Raw genomic sequence first — 14,411 nt, forward strand, 5'->3', positions numbered from 1 at the left:
CTGCCGAGATCGTGCCGTCCACTCCCGTCCTCGACTCCCCCGCTGCGGCGGGTGACCTGCCGTCGGCGTGGTGGAAGGCTCTCGGCGTGTTCGACCTGGAGACGACCGGGATCGACGTCGAGACGGCCCGCATCGTCACCGCCCACGTCGGCCTCATCGACGCGACGGGCGCGACGGTCGCGCACGGCGAGTGGCTGGCCGACCCCGGCGTCGAGATCCCCGAGCAGGCCAGCGCCGTGCACGGCATCTCGACCGAGCGCGCGCGGGCCGAGGGGCGGCCCGCCGCCGAGGTCGTGGCCGAGATCGTCGCCGCGGTCAGGGCCGTCTTCGCCCGCGGCGTGCCCCTCGTCGTCTACAACGCGCCCTACGATCTGACCCTCCTCGACCGCGAAGCGCGCCGGCACGGCATCGAGCCCCTCGGCGAGGTCGGCGAGATCGGCTGCGTCGTCGACCCGCTCGTCATCGACAAGGCCGTCGACCGCTTCCGCAAGGGCAAGCGCACCCTCGAGGCCGCCGCCGGCGTCTACGGCGTGGTCCTCGACGACGCGCACGACGCCGGTGCGGACGCCGTGGCCGCGGGTCGGGTCGCCCAGGCCATGGCCAAGCGCTACCCCGACCAGCTCGACGTGCCGACCACCGACCTGCACGACCTGCAGGTCGGCTGGTGCTCGACCCAGGCGGCGTCGTTCCAGGAGTACATGCGCCGCAAGGACCCGACGTTCACGACGTCCGGCGAGTGGCCGCACCGCTCGCTGCCCGCCTCCTGAGCCGGACGGCCTGCCCGCCGCCTCAGGCGTGCGCGGTCGCCGCGTCCTCAGTCAGACGACCTGGCCGCCTCCCGAGGCGGCCAGCGCAGACGGCGAGAGGCGGCCCACCGAAGTGGACCGCCTCTCACGGTGACCGGGGGCTGTACCCTGGCAGATGCTGCCTACTTGCCGAAGTTCTTGTAGCGCGAGTTGAACTTCTCGACGCGTCCGGCCGAGTCGAGGATGCGCTGCTTGCCCGTGTAGAACGGGTGCGACTCGGACGAGATCTCGACGTCGATGACCGGGTAGGTCTCCCCGTCGAGCTCGATGGTCTTGTCGCTCGTCGTCGTGGAGCGCGTGAGGAACGTGGCGCCCGATGCGAGGTCGCGGAAGACGATCTGCTTGTACTCGGGGTGGATGTCGGTCTTCATGAGAGTCCTAGGTCTAGCGGTGGATGGTGGTGTGAAGTTCGGGGAGGCGCTGCGCACACGGATGCGCCGGACCAGCTGTCAACGATACCAGACGCGAGGCCCGGATCCGAGGAACGGACCGGCCGGCGGCGTGGACCCGTCAGTGCGCGGCGCGAGCCGTGTAGCGGCCGTCCTCCGAGGTGACCTCGAGCTCGACGCCGAAGGTGGCACCGAGGGTCTCGGCCGTCACGACTTCGTCGATCGGGCCCGCGGCCACGACGGAGCCGTGGTCGAGGAGGAGGGCGTGCGTGAAGCCGCGCGGGATCTCCTCGACGTGGTGGGTGACCATGACGATGGCCGGGGCGCCCTCGGACTGCGCGTAGCCGGAGAGCATCCGCAGCAGCTCCTCTCGGGCTCCGAGGTCGAGGCTCGCGGCCGGCTCGTCGAGCAGCAGGAGCTCGGGGTCGGTCATGACCGCCCGCGCGATCTGGACGCGCTTCTGCTCGCCGTCGCTCAGCTCGCCGAAGGTGCGCTCCGACAGGTGGTCGAGGCTCCACTCGTCGAGCACGCGGTGGGCACGGCGCACGTCGACGCCCTCGTACTCCTCGTTCCAGCGGCCGGTGACCGAGTAGGCGGCGGTGAGGACGACGTCGACGACCTTCTCCTTCGCCGGGATGCGTCGGGCGATCGTCGTGGAGGCGAAGCCGATGCGCGGGCGGAGGTCGAAGAGGTCGACGGAGCCGAGGTCGCCGCCGAGCACCTCGGCGGTGCCTGAGCTCGGGTGGGTCTGTGCCGCCGCCACCTGGAGCAGGGAGGACTTCCCGGCTCCGTTCGGCCCCAGCACGATCCACCGCTCGTCCGAGTCGACGGTCCAGGTCAGCGAGTCGACGACGGGGACGCCGCCGCGGACGAGGGAGACATCGGTCAGCTGCAGGACGGTAGGCATGCTCGACAGCCTATCGACGCAGGGAGCCGTAGACCTGGAGGGTGCGGTCAGCGATCCGCGTCCAGGAGAACTCGCTCTCGGCGCGCATCCGGCCCGCCCGCCCCATCAACCGGGCGAGTTCCGGGTCGGAGACGACCTCGGTGAGGATGCGGGCGAGGTCGGCGACGAACTGGTCGGGGTCGAGCGGGGTCCCCGTGCCGTCCTGCGCCTGCTCGAGGGGGACGATGCGGCCGGTGAGGCCGTCGGCCACCACCTCGGGGATCCCGCCGGTGTCCGACCCGACCACGGGCACGCCACAGGCCATGGCCTCGAGGTTGACGATGCCGAGCGGCTCGTAGACGGACGGGCAGACGAAGGTCGTGGCGGCGCTGAGGACGGCGCTGAGCTGGTGACGGGGCAGGATCTTCTCGATCCAGACGACGCCGGTCCGCTCCTCCTGCAGCTCGCGGACCAGGCCGCTCACCTCGGCCATGATCTCAGGTGTGTCGGGTGCGCCCGCGCAGAGCACGAGCTGGACGTCCGCGGGCAGCAGCTTGGCCGCGCGCAGCAGGTACGGCAGGCCCTTCTGACGGGTGATGCGGCCGACGAAGACGACCGAGGGGCGGTCGGGGTCGATCCCGAGCTCGCGCACGAGGTCGGCGTCGTCGACACGCTGCCAGGCGTCGAGGTCGATGCCGTTGTAGACGACGCTGACCTTCTGCTCGTCGATGCCGGGGTAGGAGCGCAGGATGTCGCGGCGCATCCCCTCGCTGACGGCGATCACGGCGTCGGCCGTCTCGTAGGCCTGGCGCTCGATCCAGCTCGAGACGCGGTAGCCGCCGCCGAGCTGCTCGGCCTTCCAGGGGCGGAGCGGCTCGAGGCTGTGCGCCGTGAGGACGTGGGGCACGTCGTGCAGCATCTGGGCGAGCTGGCCGGCCGCGTTCGCGTACCAGGTGTGGCTGTGCACGATGTCGGCGCCCGCGACGTCCTGGGCGATGCGGACGTCGGTGCCGAGGGTGCGGAGCGCACCGTTGACCTGGGCGAGCTCGGCCAGGTCCGGGTAGCCGGTCGTGTCGGGCTCGGGGTCCACGTCGCCGAAGGCCCGGACCTGCACCTCGATCGACTGCCTCAGCGCCTTCGCGAGCTCGACGACGTGGACGCCGGCGCCTCCGTAGACGTTCGGCGGATATTCCTTCGTGATGACATCGACTCGCACGAGCATCACCGTAGTCGTGCGCCGGAGAAACGTGCCATTCTGGCCCCATGGCATCAAAGAAGATCTTCGGCATCGTCCTGGCCGGGGGCGAGGGCAAGCGCCTCATGCCCCTGACCGCCGACCGGGCGAAGCCCGCCGTCCCGTTCGGCGGCAACTACCGCCTCATCGACTTCGCGCTCTCGAACCTCATCAACTCGGGCCTGCGTCAGATCGTCGTGCTGACGCAGTACAAGTCGCACAGCCTCGACCGCCACGTCTCGCAGACCTGGTCGATCGAGGGGCTGCTCGGCGCGTACGTCGCCTCCGTGCCCGCGCAGCAGCGCCTCGGCAAGCGCTGGTTCGCCGGCAGTGCCGACGCGATCCTGCAGAGCCTCAACCTGCTCCGCGACGAGAAGCCCGACATCGTCGTCGTGGTCGGCGCCGACCACGTCTACCGGATGGACTTCGAGCAGATGGTGGAGGCGCACATCGCCTCGGGCGCCGGCGTCACCGTCGCGGCCATCCGTCAGCCCATCTCGCTGGCCGACCAGTTCGGCGTGATCGAGGTCGACCCCGACGACCCGACCCGCATCGGCCGGTTCCTGGAGAAGCCGAAGGACGCGACGGGACTGCCCGACTCGCCCGACGAGATCCTCGCCTCGATGGGCAACTACGTCTTCGACGCCGACGTGCTCATCGACGCGGTGCTCCGCGACGGCGAGAAGGCCGACTCGGACCACGACATGGGCGGCGACATCGTCCCCGACTTCGTCTCCCGCGGGGACGCTGCCGTCTACGACCTGAACCGCAACGAGGTTCCCGGCTCGACCGAGCGCGACCGCTACTACTGGCGGGACGTCGGCACCATCGACTCGTTCTACGACGCGCACCGCGACCTGATCTCGGCGCTGCCGATCTTCAACCTCTACAACACCGACTGGCCGATCTTCAGCCAGCAGCTCAACTCTCCCCCGGCCAAGTTCGTCCGCGACGGGCTGGGCAACCTCGGCACGACCATCGACTCCGTCGTCTCGCTCGGTTCGCTCCTGTCGGGCGCCCACGTCGAGCGCAGCGTCCTCGGCCCGTGGTGCACGCTCGACTCCGGCTCGCGCGTGGTCGACTCGATCGTCTTCGAGCGGGCCCACATCGGGCCGAACGCGACCGTGAACAGAGCCATCCTCGACAAGGACGTCGTCATCGCCGAGGGGGCCTCCGTCGGCGTCGACGCCGAGGCTGACCGAGCGCGGGGCTTCACGGTCACCCCCTCGGGCATCACGGTGGTCGGCAAGGGCGTCCGAGTCGACCACTAGCCCCGGTCCCGTCGCCCACGGCGCCGTCGCCTCGTCCACCTCGTGACGAACGGTGACGGCGCCGTCCGATCGTCCGGCGGCCGGACACTAGGGTGATCGCGTGCCCCGCTTCCTGACCGTCCTCGACGTCGACTCCACGCTCATCGAGGACGAGGTCATCGAGCTCCTCGCCGACGCCGCCGGTGCGCGGGACGAGGTCGCCGCCATCACCGAGCGCGCGATGGCGGGCGAGCTCGACTTCGCCGAGAGCCTGCACGCGCGCGTCGCGACGCTGGCGGGGCTGCCGTCGACGGTGTTCGCCGACGCCGCGGCCCGGATCCGCCTCACGGCCGGCGTGCCCGAGCTGGTCGCCGGCCTGCACGCCCACGGCAGCGTGATCGGCGTCGTCTCGGGCGGGTTCCACGAGGTCCTCGATCCGATCGCCGAGAGCTTGGGGCTCGACTTCTGGCGCGCCAACCGGCTCGAGGTCGTCGGCGGCGCCCTGACCGGGCGGGTCGACGGTCCGGTCGTCGACGCCGCGGGCAAGGCCGCCGCCCTCCGCGAGTGGGCCGAGGAGGCGGGAGTCGCCCCTGCCCACACGGTCGCGGTCGGCGACGGGGCGAACGACCTGCTGATGATGGACGCCGCCGCGCTCTCGGTGGCGTTCAACGCCAAGCCCCGGGTGCGCGACCACGCCGACGTGGTCGTGACGCACTGCGACCTGTCGCAGGTCCTGCCGCTGCTCGGCCTCCGTGGCTGAGCCGGGCGCAGTCCTGGCCTGGTGGCGCGTCGCTCGGCGACGTCGCGGTTCGGCGGTGCCGCTGCGGCCCTAGTGGCCCATGCCGAGGCCGCCGTCGACCGGGACGACCGCTCCGGAGATGTACCCGGCGTCGTCGCTCGCGAGCCACGCGATCGCCTTGGCGACCTCCGAGGCCGTGCCGAAGCGTCCCGCGGGGATGCTCTTCTTGTAGTCGGCCTGCTGCTCGTCGGGCAGGACGGCCGTCATGTCGGTCTCGACGAACCCCGGGGCGACGACGTTGGCGGTGATGCCCCGGGCGCCCACCTCCCTCGTCAGCGACCGCGCGAAGCCCACCAGGGCCGCCTTCGACGCCGAGTAGTTCGCCTGGCCGGCGCCGCCGAGCAGTCCGACGACGCTCGAGACGAGCACGATGCGGCCGAACCGGGCCTTGAGCATGCCCTTCGAGGCGCGCTTGACGACGCGGAAGGCCCCGCCGAGGTTCGTGTCGACGACCGAGGTGAAGTCCTCCTCGGTCATGCGCATGAGGAGGCCGTCCTTCGTGATGCCGGCGTTCGCGACGACGACCTCGACCGGGCCGAGCTCGGCCTCGACGGCGGTGAAGGCGGCATCGACGCTCGCGGCGTCGGTCACGTCGGCGACGACCGTGAGGGTGCCCTCGGGGCCCTGGCCGCTGCGCGCGGTGACGGCGACGCGGTGGCCCTGGGCGACGAACTCCTCGGCGATCGCGAAGCCGATCCCTCGGTTGCCGCCGGTGACGAGGACGGTGCGGGGGGTGGTCATGATGGTGCTCCTCGGTGTGGGCGTCAGGGGTGCTCGGGTCCGTGGACCGCGTGCCAGCCTACTGTCGGACGCCGGGATTACGATCTAGTCAACCGCCGACCCTCGGCGTCCCGAGCCCGTGAGGCCATGAAGACATCCACCCCGATCACCACGCTTCCCCCGTCGCCTGCCGACGACCGCCACGCCCGCATGCGCCGGTACCTGCTGGCGACGGGCATCCGCATCGTCTGCATCATCTTCTGCTTCGTCATCCCCCTCAGCTGGTGGACGCTCATCCCCGTCTTCGGCGCCGTGGTGATCCCGTACGTGGCCGTCGTCCTCGCCAACGTGGGCCACGAGAGCGGTCAGGACGTCGAGCGGCCCGGGGGCCTCGAGGTCTACCGGGGGCCTCAGCAGCCGTGGACTCCCCCGGCACCCCACGACCCCGACGACGACCCTGTCGTCGGCTCCGACGGGGTGGCCCGGTGATGCTCGACCTCGGGCAGCAGGGCCCTGGCGACGTGCAGTGCTCCCGCGCAGGGTGCACGGCCGCTGCCGTGCACGCGGTCAACTGGCGCAACCCGAAGATCCACGGTCTCGAGCGCGTCAAGGTCTGGTCGGCCTGCGACGAGCACGTCGGCTACCTGGCCGAGTTCCTCCGGGCGCGCGACTTCCCGGTCGTCCTGACGCCTGCGGGCGAGACGGTCGACCGGGTCGACCAGGAGGCGCGTTGAGCGCCCCGGGGGCGTCGGCGGCTCGCCCGACCACCGCCTCCAAGTGGCTGGGCTACCTCGCCGTCGTGGTGGTCTTCGCGATCATCTGCGGCCTCCTCGCCCACTGGCAGTGGAGCCGTCACGAAGAGAAGACGGCGGTCGTCCACCAGCTCGAGCAGCGGTACGACGCTGCTCCGATCCCCCTGCAGGAGGCGGTGCCCGAGCTGGGCTCGTACGATGCCGCCCTCGAGTGGCAGCCCGTCTCGATGACCGGCCGCTACCTCGTCGACGAGGAGCTGCTCGTCCGCAATCGGCCCCTGAACGGCCAGCCCGGCTTCGACGTGCTCGTGCCGTTCCAGGTGAGCGGCGGCGACGTCTTCGTGATCGACCGCGGCTGGGTCCCGACCGGCAACGACCAGGACGCCCCCGACGTCGTCCCGGCCCCGCCGACCGGCGAGGTCACCGTGACCGCACGGCTCAAGCCGGGCGAGCCCGCGCTCGGCGACCGGACCGGAGTCCCCGGCACGAACCAGATCGCCACGATCCAGCTCAGCGAGGTGCAGAAGCGGGTCGACGGCCAGATCTACGACGCGAGCTACGGCCTGCTCGCCTCCGAGGACCCGGCGCCCGCGACCGCTCCCGTGAAGGCCAGCGCCCCGGAGATCGACACCGGCCTGAACCTGTCGTACTTCGTGCAGTGGATCATGTTCGCGGTCGGCGCCTTCGGGTTCCTGTTCTACGTGTTCCGGCAAGAGCGACGCAACAAACTGCTCGACGCCGCCGACGACGAGACCCCGGAGGAGGCGGCCGAGCGGGAGCGCCGGCGCGCCGCGCGGCCCCGGGCGGACCACGAAGAAGAGGACGAGCTGCTCGACGCCGCCGGGCGCTGAGGTCGTCATCGCCCGGCGGCGTCGGGGCGGACGCCGGCCGACGACGCCGGCCGACGACGCCGGTCGGCCTCAGGCCAGGTTGATCAGGTCCGAGTAGTCCGGGGTCCAGTGGTCCTCGGTGCCCTCGGGCATGATGAGGACGCGCTCGGGGTTCAGCGCCTCGACGGCGCCCTCGTCGTGGCTCACGAGCACGACGGCGCCCTCGTAGTTCGCCAGGGCGTCGAGGATCTCGAGGCGGCTGGCAGGGTCGAGGTTGTTCGTGGGCTCGTCGAGCAGCAGGACGTTCGCGCCCGAGACGACGATCATCGCCAGCGCGAGACGGGTCTTCTCGCCGCCGGAGAGCACGCCCGCGGGCTTGGCCGAGTCGTCTCCGGTGAAGAGGAACGAGCCGAGCACCCGACGCGCCTCCATCTCGGTGATGTTCGGCGAGGACGACACCATGTTCTCGAGCACGCTGCGCTTGACGTCGATGGTCTCGTGCTCCTGCGCGTAGTAGCCCACGCGCAGGCCGTGCCCGGGCTCCAGCTGGCCGGTGTCGGGCTCGTCGACGCTCGCGAGGATGCGCAGCAGGGTCGTCTTGCCGGCGCCGTTCAGGCCGAGGATGACGACCTTCGATCCACGGTCGATGGCGAGGTCGACGGCGGTGAAGATCTCGAGCGAGCCGTAGCTCTTCGACAGGTTCGAGGCCATCAGGGGCGTCTTGCCGCAGGCGACCGGGGTGGGGAACCGCAGCTTGGCGACGCGGTCGACCGCGCGGACCTCCTCGAGGCCGGAGAGCAACTTCTCGGCTCGGGCGACCATCTGGTGGGCCGCGGCGGCCTTCGAGGCCTTCGCCCCGAAGCGGGCGGCCTGCTTCTGCAGCGCCGAGGCCTGCTTCTCGGCGTTGCTGCGCTCCTTCTTGCGACGCTCCTCGTCGGCGGCGCGCTGGCGCTGGTAGTTGCGCCAGCCCATGTTGTAGATGTCGATGGCCTGCCGGTTGGCGTCGAGGTAGAAGACGCGGTTGACGACCTCCTCGACCAGCTCGATGTCGTGGCTGATGACGATGACGCCGCCCTGGTAGGTCTTGAGGTACTCGCGCAGCCACACGACGCTGTCGGCGTCGAGGTGGTTGGTCGGCTCGTCGAGGATCATCGTGTCCGCGGCCGAGAACAGGATGCGCGCGAGCTCGATGCGCCGGCGCTGACCGCCCGACAGCGTCGAGAGGGGCTGGTCGAGGATGCGGTCGGGCAGGCTCAGGTTGCTGGCGATGGAGGCGGCCTCGGCCTCGGCGGCGTAGCCCCCGAGCGCGTTGAACTGGTCGTCGAGGTCGCCGTACCGCTTCATGGCCCGCGCCGCGACGTCCGGATCGGGATCGCCCATGGCGAGGGTCGCCTCCTGGATGCCCAGCAGCAGCTGGCCGAGACCGCGGGCGTCGAGGATCCTCGTGCGGGCGAGGTCTTCGGGGTTGCCGCTCCGAGGGTCCTGCGGCAGGTAGCCGATCTCGCCGTGACGGTCGATCTTGCCGCCCGTCGGGAGGGTCTCGCCGGCGAGCGTCTTGGTCATGGTGGTCTTGCCGGCGCCGTTGCGGCCGACCAGACCGATCTTGTCGCCCTTGTCGACGCGGAAGCTCACGTCGGCCATGAGCAGACGCGCGCCGACGCGGATCTCGAGATCGTGCACGGAAAGCACAGCAGAAGTCCAATCGATTGGGGAGATGTCCACAACGGGGCCCGGCGTGGGGCCGCCTCTAGGATGAGGACGTCGCGTGGAGAGGGGTCGCAGCACTGCGCTGCCGACCAGCCGCTCGGCCGATCAACCTACCCATACTAGGAGACTTGCATGACTGACACCGCCGCATCGATCTCGCGGCCGGTCCTCGCCGACCGGCTGGTGGCCCGCAGCTGGGCCACCGACGTCGCCCTGGTGCTCGGCGGGGTCGCCTTCACGTCGGCCCTCGCGCAGGTGCAGGTGCCCATGTGGCCCGTGCCGATCACCGGTCAGACCCTGGCCGTGATGCTCGTCGGCGCCACGCTGGGGGCCCGACGCGGCGCCCTGTCGATGCTCACGTACCTCGTCCTCGGCGTCGCCGGGCTGCCGATCTTCGCCGAGTTCTCCGGCGGTCCGCTCAGCGTGCTGCGTCCGAGCTTCGGCTTCATCCTCGGCTTCGTCCCGGCCGCGCTCGTCATCGGCTGGCTCTCCCAGCGCGACTGGGACAAGAAGTGGGCCCTGTCCGCCGCCGCGTTCTTCCTCGCCAGCCTCATCCCGTTCGCCACGGGACTCCCCTACATGGCGGTCGTGCTGAACTCGCTCGGCGTCGACGCGTCGCTCGGCACCGTCCTGGCGCTCGGCGTGTACCCGTTCATCGTGGGCGGGGTCGCGAAGTGGCTGATCGCCGCGTCGGCCCTGCCGCTCGCGTGGCGCGCGCTCGGGCGTCTCGGCAAGTAGGAGCGCCGCTCGCTCAGCGGACGCGCACACGAAGGACGCCCCCGGTCATCGACCGGGGGCGTCCTTCGCGTGCGGGGTGGATCAGATCGAGAAGCCGATCGCGCGCATCATGTCGCGGCCGTCGTCGGTGATCCGGTCAGGGCCCCACGGCGGCATCCAGACCCAGTTGATCCGGAAGGCGTCGACCACGCCGTCGAGGGCGTTGGCCGTGTCGGCCTCGATCACGTCGGTCAGCGGGCAGCCGGCCGACGTCAACGTCATGCTGATGATGAGGGCGTTCTCCTGCTCCTCGTCCATGGCGAGGTCGTAGATCAGGCCGAGGTCGACGATGTTGACCCCGAGCTCGGGGTCGACGACCTCCTTGAGCGCCTCGATCGTGGCGTCGAACTTCTCCGGGGCGAGGGCGACGGCCATGGTCAGCCGACCGCCGGCGTCGTCTCGGCCGCTGCGGCGGCCGCAGCGGACACGTAGCGGTCGTAGCCCTCGTCCTCGAGACGGTCGGCCAGCTCGGGGCCGCCCTGCTCGGCGACCTGGCCGTCGACGAAGACGTGGACGAAGTCGGGCTTGATGTAGCGGAGGATCCGCGTGTAGTGCGTGATCATCAGCAGGCCGAGGCCCGTGTTGGCCTTGGCGCGGTTGACGCCCTCGGAGACGATCTTGAGCGCGTCGACGTCGAGACCGGAGTCGGTCTCGTCGAGGACGGCGAACTTCGGCTTCAGCAGCTCGAGCTGCATGATCTCGTGACGCTTCTTCTCGCCGCCCGAGAAGCCCTCGTTGACGTTGCGCTCGGCGAACGAGGCGTCCATCTTGAGGTCGCTCATGTGGGTGCGCAGGTCCTTGATCCAGGTGCGGATCGCGGGGGCCTCGCCGTCCAGGGCGGTCTTGGCGGTGCGGAGGAAGTTGGCGACCGTCACGCCGGGGATCTCGACCGGGTACTGCATGGCCAGGAAGAGACCGGCCTTGGCCCGCTCGTCGACCGACATGTCGAGCACTTCGCGGCCGTCGAGCAGGATGCTGCCGCCGTCGACGTTGTAGCGGGGGTGGCCGGCGATCGTGTAGGCGAGGGTGGACTTGCCGGAGCCGTTCGGGCCCATGACGGCGTGGATCTCGCCCTCGTTGATGGTGAGGTCGACGCCCTTGAGGATGGGCTTGACGCCCTGGTCGGTGTCGATGCTGACCTTGAGGTCGCGGATCTCGAGAGTGGACATGCGTTCTTTTCCTTACTGTGCGACGTCGGCGGACGACGCGGTGGTGTCGACGTACACGTCACCGTCGACGACGGTGACACGGAAGACCGGGACGGGTTCGTAGGCAGGGAGGGTGAGCGGCTTGCCGGTCGTCAGCTCGAACTTCGAGCCGTGGGCCCAGCACTCGAGCGTGTCGTCCTCGACGAAGCCCTCGGAGAGCGAGATGTCGCCGTGGGTGCAGGTGTCGCCGATCGCGTGGATGTCGCCGGAGCTGTCCTTCACGACGGCCACGGCGACCCCCTCGACGACGACGCGCATCGCCTGAGCCGGTGTGACGTCGTCGACGCCGCAGACCTTGACCCCGGCCATCAGGCGAGGCCGCCTGCCGTCGGGAGGCCCTCGCCTGCGGTGAGCTCGACCTCGAGCGCGTCGATGAGGCGCTCCTGCAGCTCGGGCTCGCCGATCTTCTGCACGACCTCGCTGAGGAACCCGAGGACGACGAGGCGGCGTGCCTCGTGCTCCGAGATGCCGCGCGACTGCAGGTAGAAGAGGTGCTCGTCGTCGAACCGGCCGGTGGCGCTGGCGTGGCCGGCCCCCGCGATGTCGCCGGTCTCGATCTCCAGGTTCGGGATCGAGTCCGCCCTCGTGCCCTCGCTGAGGACGAGGTTGCGGTTCTGCTCGTAGCTGTCGGTCCCGGGTGCGGTGCGGGCGATCAGCACGTCGCCGATCCAGACCGTGCGGGCGCCCACGCCCTGCAGCGCGCCCTTGTAGTTGACGCGGCTGCGGCTGTTGGGCGCGTCGTGGTGCACGTAGACCTGCTGCTCGAGGTGCTGGCCCGCGTCGGCGAAGTACACGCCGTAGAGCTCGGTGTCCGAGCCCTGCCCGGCCAGGTGGGCCGAGGGGTTGACCCGCACGACCGAGCCGCCGAGCGAGACGACGAAGTGCTTGAGCTGCGCGTCGCGACCGATGGTGGCGAAGTGGCTCGCCAGGTGGATCGCGTCGTCGTCCCACTCCTGCAGGGTGACGACGGTCAGGTGCGCACCGTCGTCGACGACGATCTCGACGTTCTCGACGAGCTGGGCCGAACCGGTGTTGCGGAGCACGACCATCGAGCGGGTGTTCGCCGTCGCGTGGATGACGGTGTGGCCGGCACGGGGCTCGCGGTCGAGACCGCTCCGGCCGATCGTGACCGTGGACGGCTCGTCGCCGGTCAGGGTCACGGCGAGGACCTTCTCGGTCGAGGCCCAGGCGTTGGCCGAGGCCTTGTCCTCCGGCGCGCCGGCACGCCCGACGCGGGCGTCGGCCCGGTCGAGCCACTCGACGGCCGCGCCTCCGGTCTCCCGGGCGAGGTACGCGTACGGCGAGCCGTCGAGCGGGCCGTCGATGAGCGGGCGGAGGCGGTCGACGGGACTGAGCTTCCAGTCGACCTCCCGGCCGGTGACGGCCGCGAAGGCCGCGGGGTCGGTGGAGCGGAAGCGGCCAGAACGGGTCTGGACGGGCACGAGGCCCCATCCGCCGTCGCTGTGCGCCCCTGCGCCGTGCTGGACGCCCTCGGGCGCGGTGTCTGTGGTGGTGGGTGCTGCGGCGGACATCTAGCCGACTGATCCTTCCATGCTCATCTCGATGAGCTTGTTGAGCTCGAGGGCGTACTCCATCGGCAGCTCTCGGGCGATCGGCTCGATGAACCCGCGCACGATCATGGCCATTGCCTCGTCCTCCGCCATGCCTCGCGACATGAGGTAGAAGAGCTGTTCCTCGCTGACCCGGGACACCGTCGCCTCGTGGCCGAGCTGCACGTCGTCGACGCGGATGTCGATCGCCGGGTAGGTGTCGGAGCGCGAGACGGTGTCGACCAGCAGCGCGTCGCAGCGCACGGTGTTGGCGGAGTGGTGTGCCGCGTCGTCGACGCGGACCTCGCCGCGGTACCCGGCTCGGCCGCCGCCGCGGGCGATCGACTTCGAGACGATCGACGACGTCGTGTAGGGCGCCATGTGGATCATCTTCGCGCCGGCGTCCTGGTGCTGGCCGGGACCGGCGAAGGCGACGGACAAGGTCTCGCCCTTGGCGTGCTCGCCGACGAGGTAGATCGACGGGTACTTCATCGTCACCTTGGAGCCGATGTTGCCGTCGATCCACTCCATGGTCGCGCCCTCGTGGGCGATGGCGCGCTTGGTCACCAGGTTGTAGACGTTGTTCGACCAGTTCTGGATCGTCGTGTAGCGCACGCGGGCGTTCTTCTTCACGATGATCTCGACGACGGCCGAGTGCAGCGAGTCGCTCTTGTAGATCGGCGCCGTGCAGCCCTCGATGTAGTGGACGTAGCTGCCCTCGTCGGCGATGATCAGCGTCCGCTCGAACTGGCCCATGTTCTCGGTGTTGATGCGGAAGTAGGCCTGCAGCGGGATCTCGACCCGGACGCCCTTCGGCACGTAGACGAAGGAGCCGCCCGACCAGACCGCCGTGTTCAGCGCGGCGAACTTGTTGTCGCCGGCCGGGATGACCGTGCCGAAGTACTCCTGGAAGATCTCGGGGTGCTCGCGGAGGGCCGTGTCGGTGTCCATGAAGATGACGCCCTGCTCCTCCAGGTCCTCGCGGATCTGGTGGTAGACGACCTCGGACTCGTACTGGGCTGCGACGCCCGCGACGAGGCGGTTGCGCTCCGCCTCGGGGATGCCGAGCTTCTCGTACGTGTTCTTGATGTCGTCGGGGAGTTCCTCCCACGTCGTCGCCTGCTTCTCGGTGGAGCGGACGAAGTACTTGATGTTGTCGAAGTCGATGCCGGAGAGGTCGGCGCCCCAGGTCGGCATGGGCTTCCGCTCGAAGAGCGCCAGGCCCTTGAGCCGGTTCTTGAGCATCCACTCGGGTTCGCTCTTCAGCGCCGAGATGTCGGTCACCACCTCGGGCGACACTCCACGGCGCGCCGAGGCGCCCGCTGCGTCGGAGTCGGACCAGCCGAACTCGTACTGCCCCAGGCTCTCGAGCTCTGGTCGGTCGATCAACACGTCTGACATGACTACCTCTTTCTCTGCTGGGCCGAACGTGGGTCGGGTCGTGACCATTCCCCGTCGGATGGGGGCCCAGCTGCTCGCGCTGCGAGACGGACTCCCGGTCGA

Annotated in this window: 17 protein-coding genes; 7 read left to right on the forward strand and 10 right to left on the reverse strand. The window is 70.3% G+C overall.

Translation table 11 applies throughout. The features are described 5' to 3' along the window. The first annotated feature begins 56 nt into the window (after window positions 1-56). Window positions 57-767 carry a 3'-5' exonuclease gene (locus tag EDF18_RS01500; protein ID WP_233569040.1) on the forward strand — a complete coding sequence of 237 codons (711 nt, stop codon included), beginning with the start codon at window positions 57-59 and terminating at the stop codon, window positions 765-767. A 161-nt stretch (window positions 768-928) separates the two neighbouring features. On the opposite strand, the gene EDF18_RS01505 is transcribed toward EDF18_RS01500, so the two are convergent. The 3 genes from EDF18_RS01505 to glgA all read right to left on the reverse strand — a co-directional run bounded on the left by EDF18_RS01505 (window position 929) and on the right by glgA (window position 3,297). Further along, window positions 929-1,177 carry a type B 50S ribosomal protein L31 gene (locus EDF18_RS01505; protein WP_043594989.1) on the reverse strand — a complete coding sequence of 83 codons (249 nt, stop codon included), beginning with the start codon at window positions 1,175-1,177 and terminating at the stop codon, window positions 929-931. A 139-nt stretch (window positions 1,178-1,316) separates the two neighbouring features. Next, entirely contained in the window at window positions 1,317-2,102 is a 786-nt protein-coding gene (locus EDF18_RS01510; RefSeq protein ID WP_123545776.1) for an ABC transporter ATP-binding protein, read from the reverse strand. A gap of 10 nt (window positions 2,103-2,112) precedes the next feature. Then, the gene (gene glgA, locus EDF18_RS01515; protein WP_123547215.1) at window positions 2,113-3,297 is read right to left on the reverse strand and encodes a glycogen synthase; all 1,185 of its coding nucleotides are present in this window, start codon (window positions 3,295-3,297) and stop codon (window positions 2,113-2,115) included. A 47-nt stretch (window positions 3,298-3,344) separates the two neighbouring features. On the opposite strand from glgA, the gene EDF18_RS01520 reads away from it, so the two are divergent. Beyond that, a complete protein-coding gene (locus tag EDF18_RS01520; protein ID WP_123545778.1) occupies window positions 3,345-4,586 on the forward strand; it encodes a glucose-1-phosphate adenylyltransferase in 1,242 nt (413 codons plus the stop codon). Between the two features lie 100 nt (window positions 4,587-4,686). Continuing rightward, complete coding sequence (gene serB / locus EDF18_RS01525; protein ID WP_123545780.1) at window positions 4,687-5,325, forward strand: phosphoserine phosphatase SerB; 639 nt, start codon at window positions 4,687-4,689, stop codon at window positions 5,323-5,325. Window positions 5,326-5,394: 69 nt separating this feature from the next. On the opposite strand, the gene fabG is transcribed toward serB, so the two are convergent. Next, window positions 5,395-6,105 carry a 3-oxoacyl-ACP reductase FabG gene (fabG, locus tag EDF18_RS01530; protein ID WP_123545782.1) on the reverse strand — a complete coding sequence of 237 codons (711 nt, stop codon included), beginning with the start codon at window positions 6,103-6,105 and terminating at the stop codon, window positions 5,395-5,397. Between the two features lie 126 nt (window positions 6,106-6,231). On the opposite strand from fabG, the gene EDF18_RS01535 reads away from it, so the two are divergent. From EDF18_RS01535 to EDF18_RS01545, 3 genes are read left to right on the forward strand one after another with little or no spacing between them, the layout of a single operon-like run. Then, window positions 6,232-6,573: a DUF3099 domain-containing protein gene (locus tag EDF18_RS01535; RefSeq protein ID WP_123545784.1), complete on the forward strand. Its 342-nt coding sequence runs from the start codon at window positions 6,232-6,234 to the stop codon at window positions 6,571-6,573. Next, complete coding sequence (locus EDF18_RS01540) at window positions 6,573-6,818, forward strand: hypothetical protein (protein ID WP_123547216.1); 246 nt, start codon at window positions 6,573-6,575, stop codon at window positions 6,816-6,818. Before EDF18_RS01535 ends, EDF18_RS01540 begins: the two co-directional genes overlap by 1 nt. Next, window positions 6,815-7,687, forward strand: coding sequence for an SURF1 family protein (locus EDF18_RS01545; protein WP_233568938.1), 873 nt, complete (start codon window positions 6,815-6,817; stop codon window positions 7,685-7,687). The genes EDF18_RS01540 and EDF18_RS01545 overlap by 4 nt, the downstream gene beginning before the upstream one ends. 69 nt (window positions 7,688-7,756) lie before the next feature. Here EDF18_RS01545 and EDF18_RS01550 read toward each other — a convergent pair whose 3' ends face one another. Further along, entirely contained in the window at window positions 7,757-9,355 is a 1,599-nt protein-coding gene (locus tag EDF18_RS01550) for an ABC-F family ATP-binding cassette domain-containing protein (protein ID WP_123545786.1), read from the reverse strand. A 150-nt stretch (window positions 9,356-9,505) separates the two neighbouring features. Here EDF18_RS01550 and EDF18_RS01555 point away from each other — a divergent pair, with 150 nt between their 5' ends. Continuing rightward, the gene (locus tag EDF18_RS01555; RefSeq protein WP_123545788.1) at window positions 9,506-10,111 is read left to right on the forward strand and encodes a biotin transporter BioY; all 606 of its coding nucleotides are present in this window, start codon (window positions 9,506-9,508) and stop codon (window positions 10,109-10,111) included. Between the two features lie 81 nt (window positions 10,112-10,192). Here EDF18_RS01555 and EDF18_RS01560 read toward each other — a convergent pair whose 3' ends face one another. From EDF18_RS01560 to sufB, 5 genes are read right to left on the reverse strand one after another with little or no spacing between them, the layout of a single operon-like run. Then, a complete protein-coding gene (locus EDF18_RS01560; protein ID WP_123545790.1) occupies window positions 10,193-10,525 on the reverse strand; it encodes a metal-sulfur cluster assembly factor in 333 nt (110 codons plus the stop codon). A gap of 2 nt (window positions 10,526-10,527) precedes the next feature. After that, window positions 10,528-11,319: a Fe-S cluster assembly ATPase SufC gene (gene sufC / locus EDF18_RS01565; protein WP_123545792.1), complete on the reverse strand. Its 792-nt coding sequence runs from the start codon at window positions 11,317-11,319 to the stop codon at window positions 10,528-10,530. Between the two features lie 12 nt (window positions 11,320-11,331). Then, the gene (locus EDF18_RS01570) at window positions 11,332-11,667 is read right to left on the reverse strand and encodes a non-heme iron oxygenase ferredoxin subunit (RefSeq protein ID WP_123545794.1); all 336 of its coding nucleotides are present in this window, start codon (window positions 11,665-11,667) and stop codon (window positions 11,332-11,334) included. Next, window positions 11,667-12,890, reverse strand: coding sequence for a Fe-S cluster assembly protein SufD (gene sufD / locus EDF18_RS01575; protein WP_123545796.1), 1,224 nt, complete (start codon window positions 12,888-12,890; stop codon window positions 11,667-11,669). The genes EDF18_RS01570 and sufD overlap by 1 nt, the downstream gene beginning before the upstream one ends. Further along, window positions 12,891-14,309, reverse strand: coding sequence for a Fe-S cluster assembly protein SufB (gene sufB / locus EDF18_RS01580; RefSeq protein ID WP_123545798.1), 1,419 nt, complete (start codon window positions 14,307-14,309; stop codon window positions 12,891-12,893). It abuts the gene before it with no gap. Window positions 14,310-14,411: the final 102 nt, after the last annotated feature.

It is taken from the genome of Frigoribacterium sp. PhB107 (assembly GCF_003751515.1).
Taxonomy (GTDB): domain Bacteria; phylum Actinomycetota; class Actinomycetes; order Actinomycetales; family Microbacteriaceae; genus Frigoribacterium.

Excerpts from the sequence above, each read along its gene's own strand:
- EDF18_RS01505 (WP_043594989.1), bottom strand. The coding sequence starts at position 1,177 with ATGAAGACCGACATCCACCCCGAGTACAAGCAGATCGTCTTCCGCGAC.
- EDF18_RS01510 (WP_123545776.1), bottom strand. The coding sequence starts at position 2,102 with ATGCCTACCGTCCTGCAGCTGACCGATGTCTCCCTCGTCCGCGGCGGC.
- EDF18_RS01520 (WP_123545778.1), top strand. The coding sequence starts at position 3,345 with ATGGCATCAAAGAAGATCTTCGGCATCGTCCTGGCCGGGGGCGAGGGC.
- fabG (WP_123545782.1), bottom strand. The coding sequence starts at position 6,105 with ATGACCACCCCCCGCACCGTCCTCGTCACCGGCGGCAACCGAGGGATC.
- EDF18_RS01535 (WP_123545784.1), top strand. The coding sequence starts at position 6,232 with ATGAAGACATCCACCCCGATCACCACGCTTCCCCCGTCGCCTGCCGAC.
- EDF18_RS01540 (WP_123547216.1), top strand. The coding sequence starts at position 6,573 with ATGCTCGACCTCGGGCAGCAGGGCCCTGGCGACGTGCAGTGCTCCCGC.
- EDF18_RS01555 (WP_123545788.1), top strand. The coding sequence starts at position 9,506 with ATGACTGACACCGCCGCATCGATCTCGCGGCCGGTCCTCGCCGACCGG.
- EDF18_RS01560 (WP_123545790.1), bottom strand. The coding sequence starts at position 10,525 with ATGGCCGTCGCCCTCGCCCCGGAGAAGTTCGACGCCACGATCGAGGCG.
- sufC (WP_123545792.1), bottom strand. The coding sequence starts at position 11,319 with ATGTCCACTCTCGAGATCCGCGACCTCAAGGTCAGCATCGACACCGAC.
- EDF18_RS01570 (WP_123545794.1), bottom strand. The coding sequence starts at position 11,667 with ATGGCCGGGGTCAAGGTCTGCGGCGTCGACGACGTCACACCGGCTCAG.
- sufD (WP_123545796.1), bottom strand. The coding sequence starts at position 12,890 with ATGTCCGCCGCAGCACCCACCACCACAGACACCGCGCCCGAGGGCGTC.
- sufB (WP_123545798.1), bottom strand. The coding sequence starts at position 14,309 with ATGTCAGACGTGTTGATCGACCGACCAGAGCTCGAGAGCCTGGGGCAG.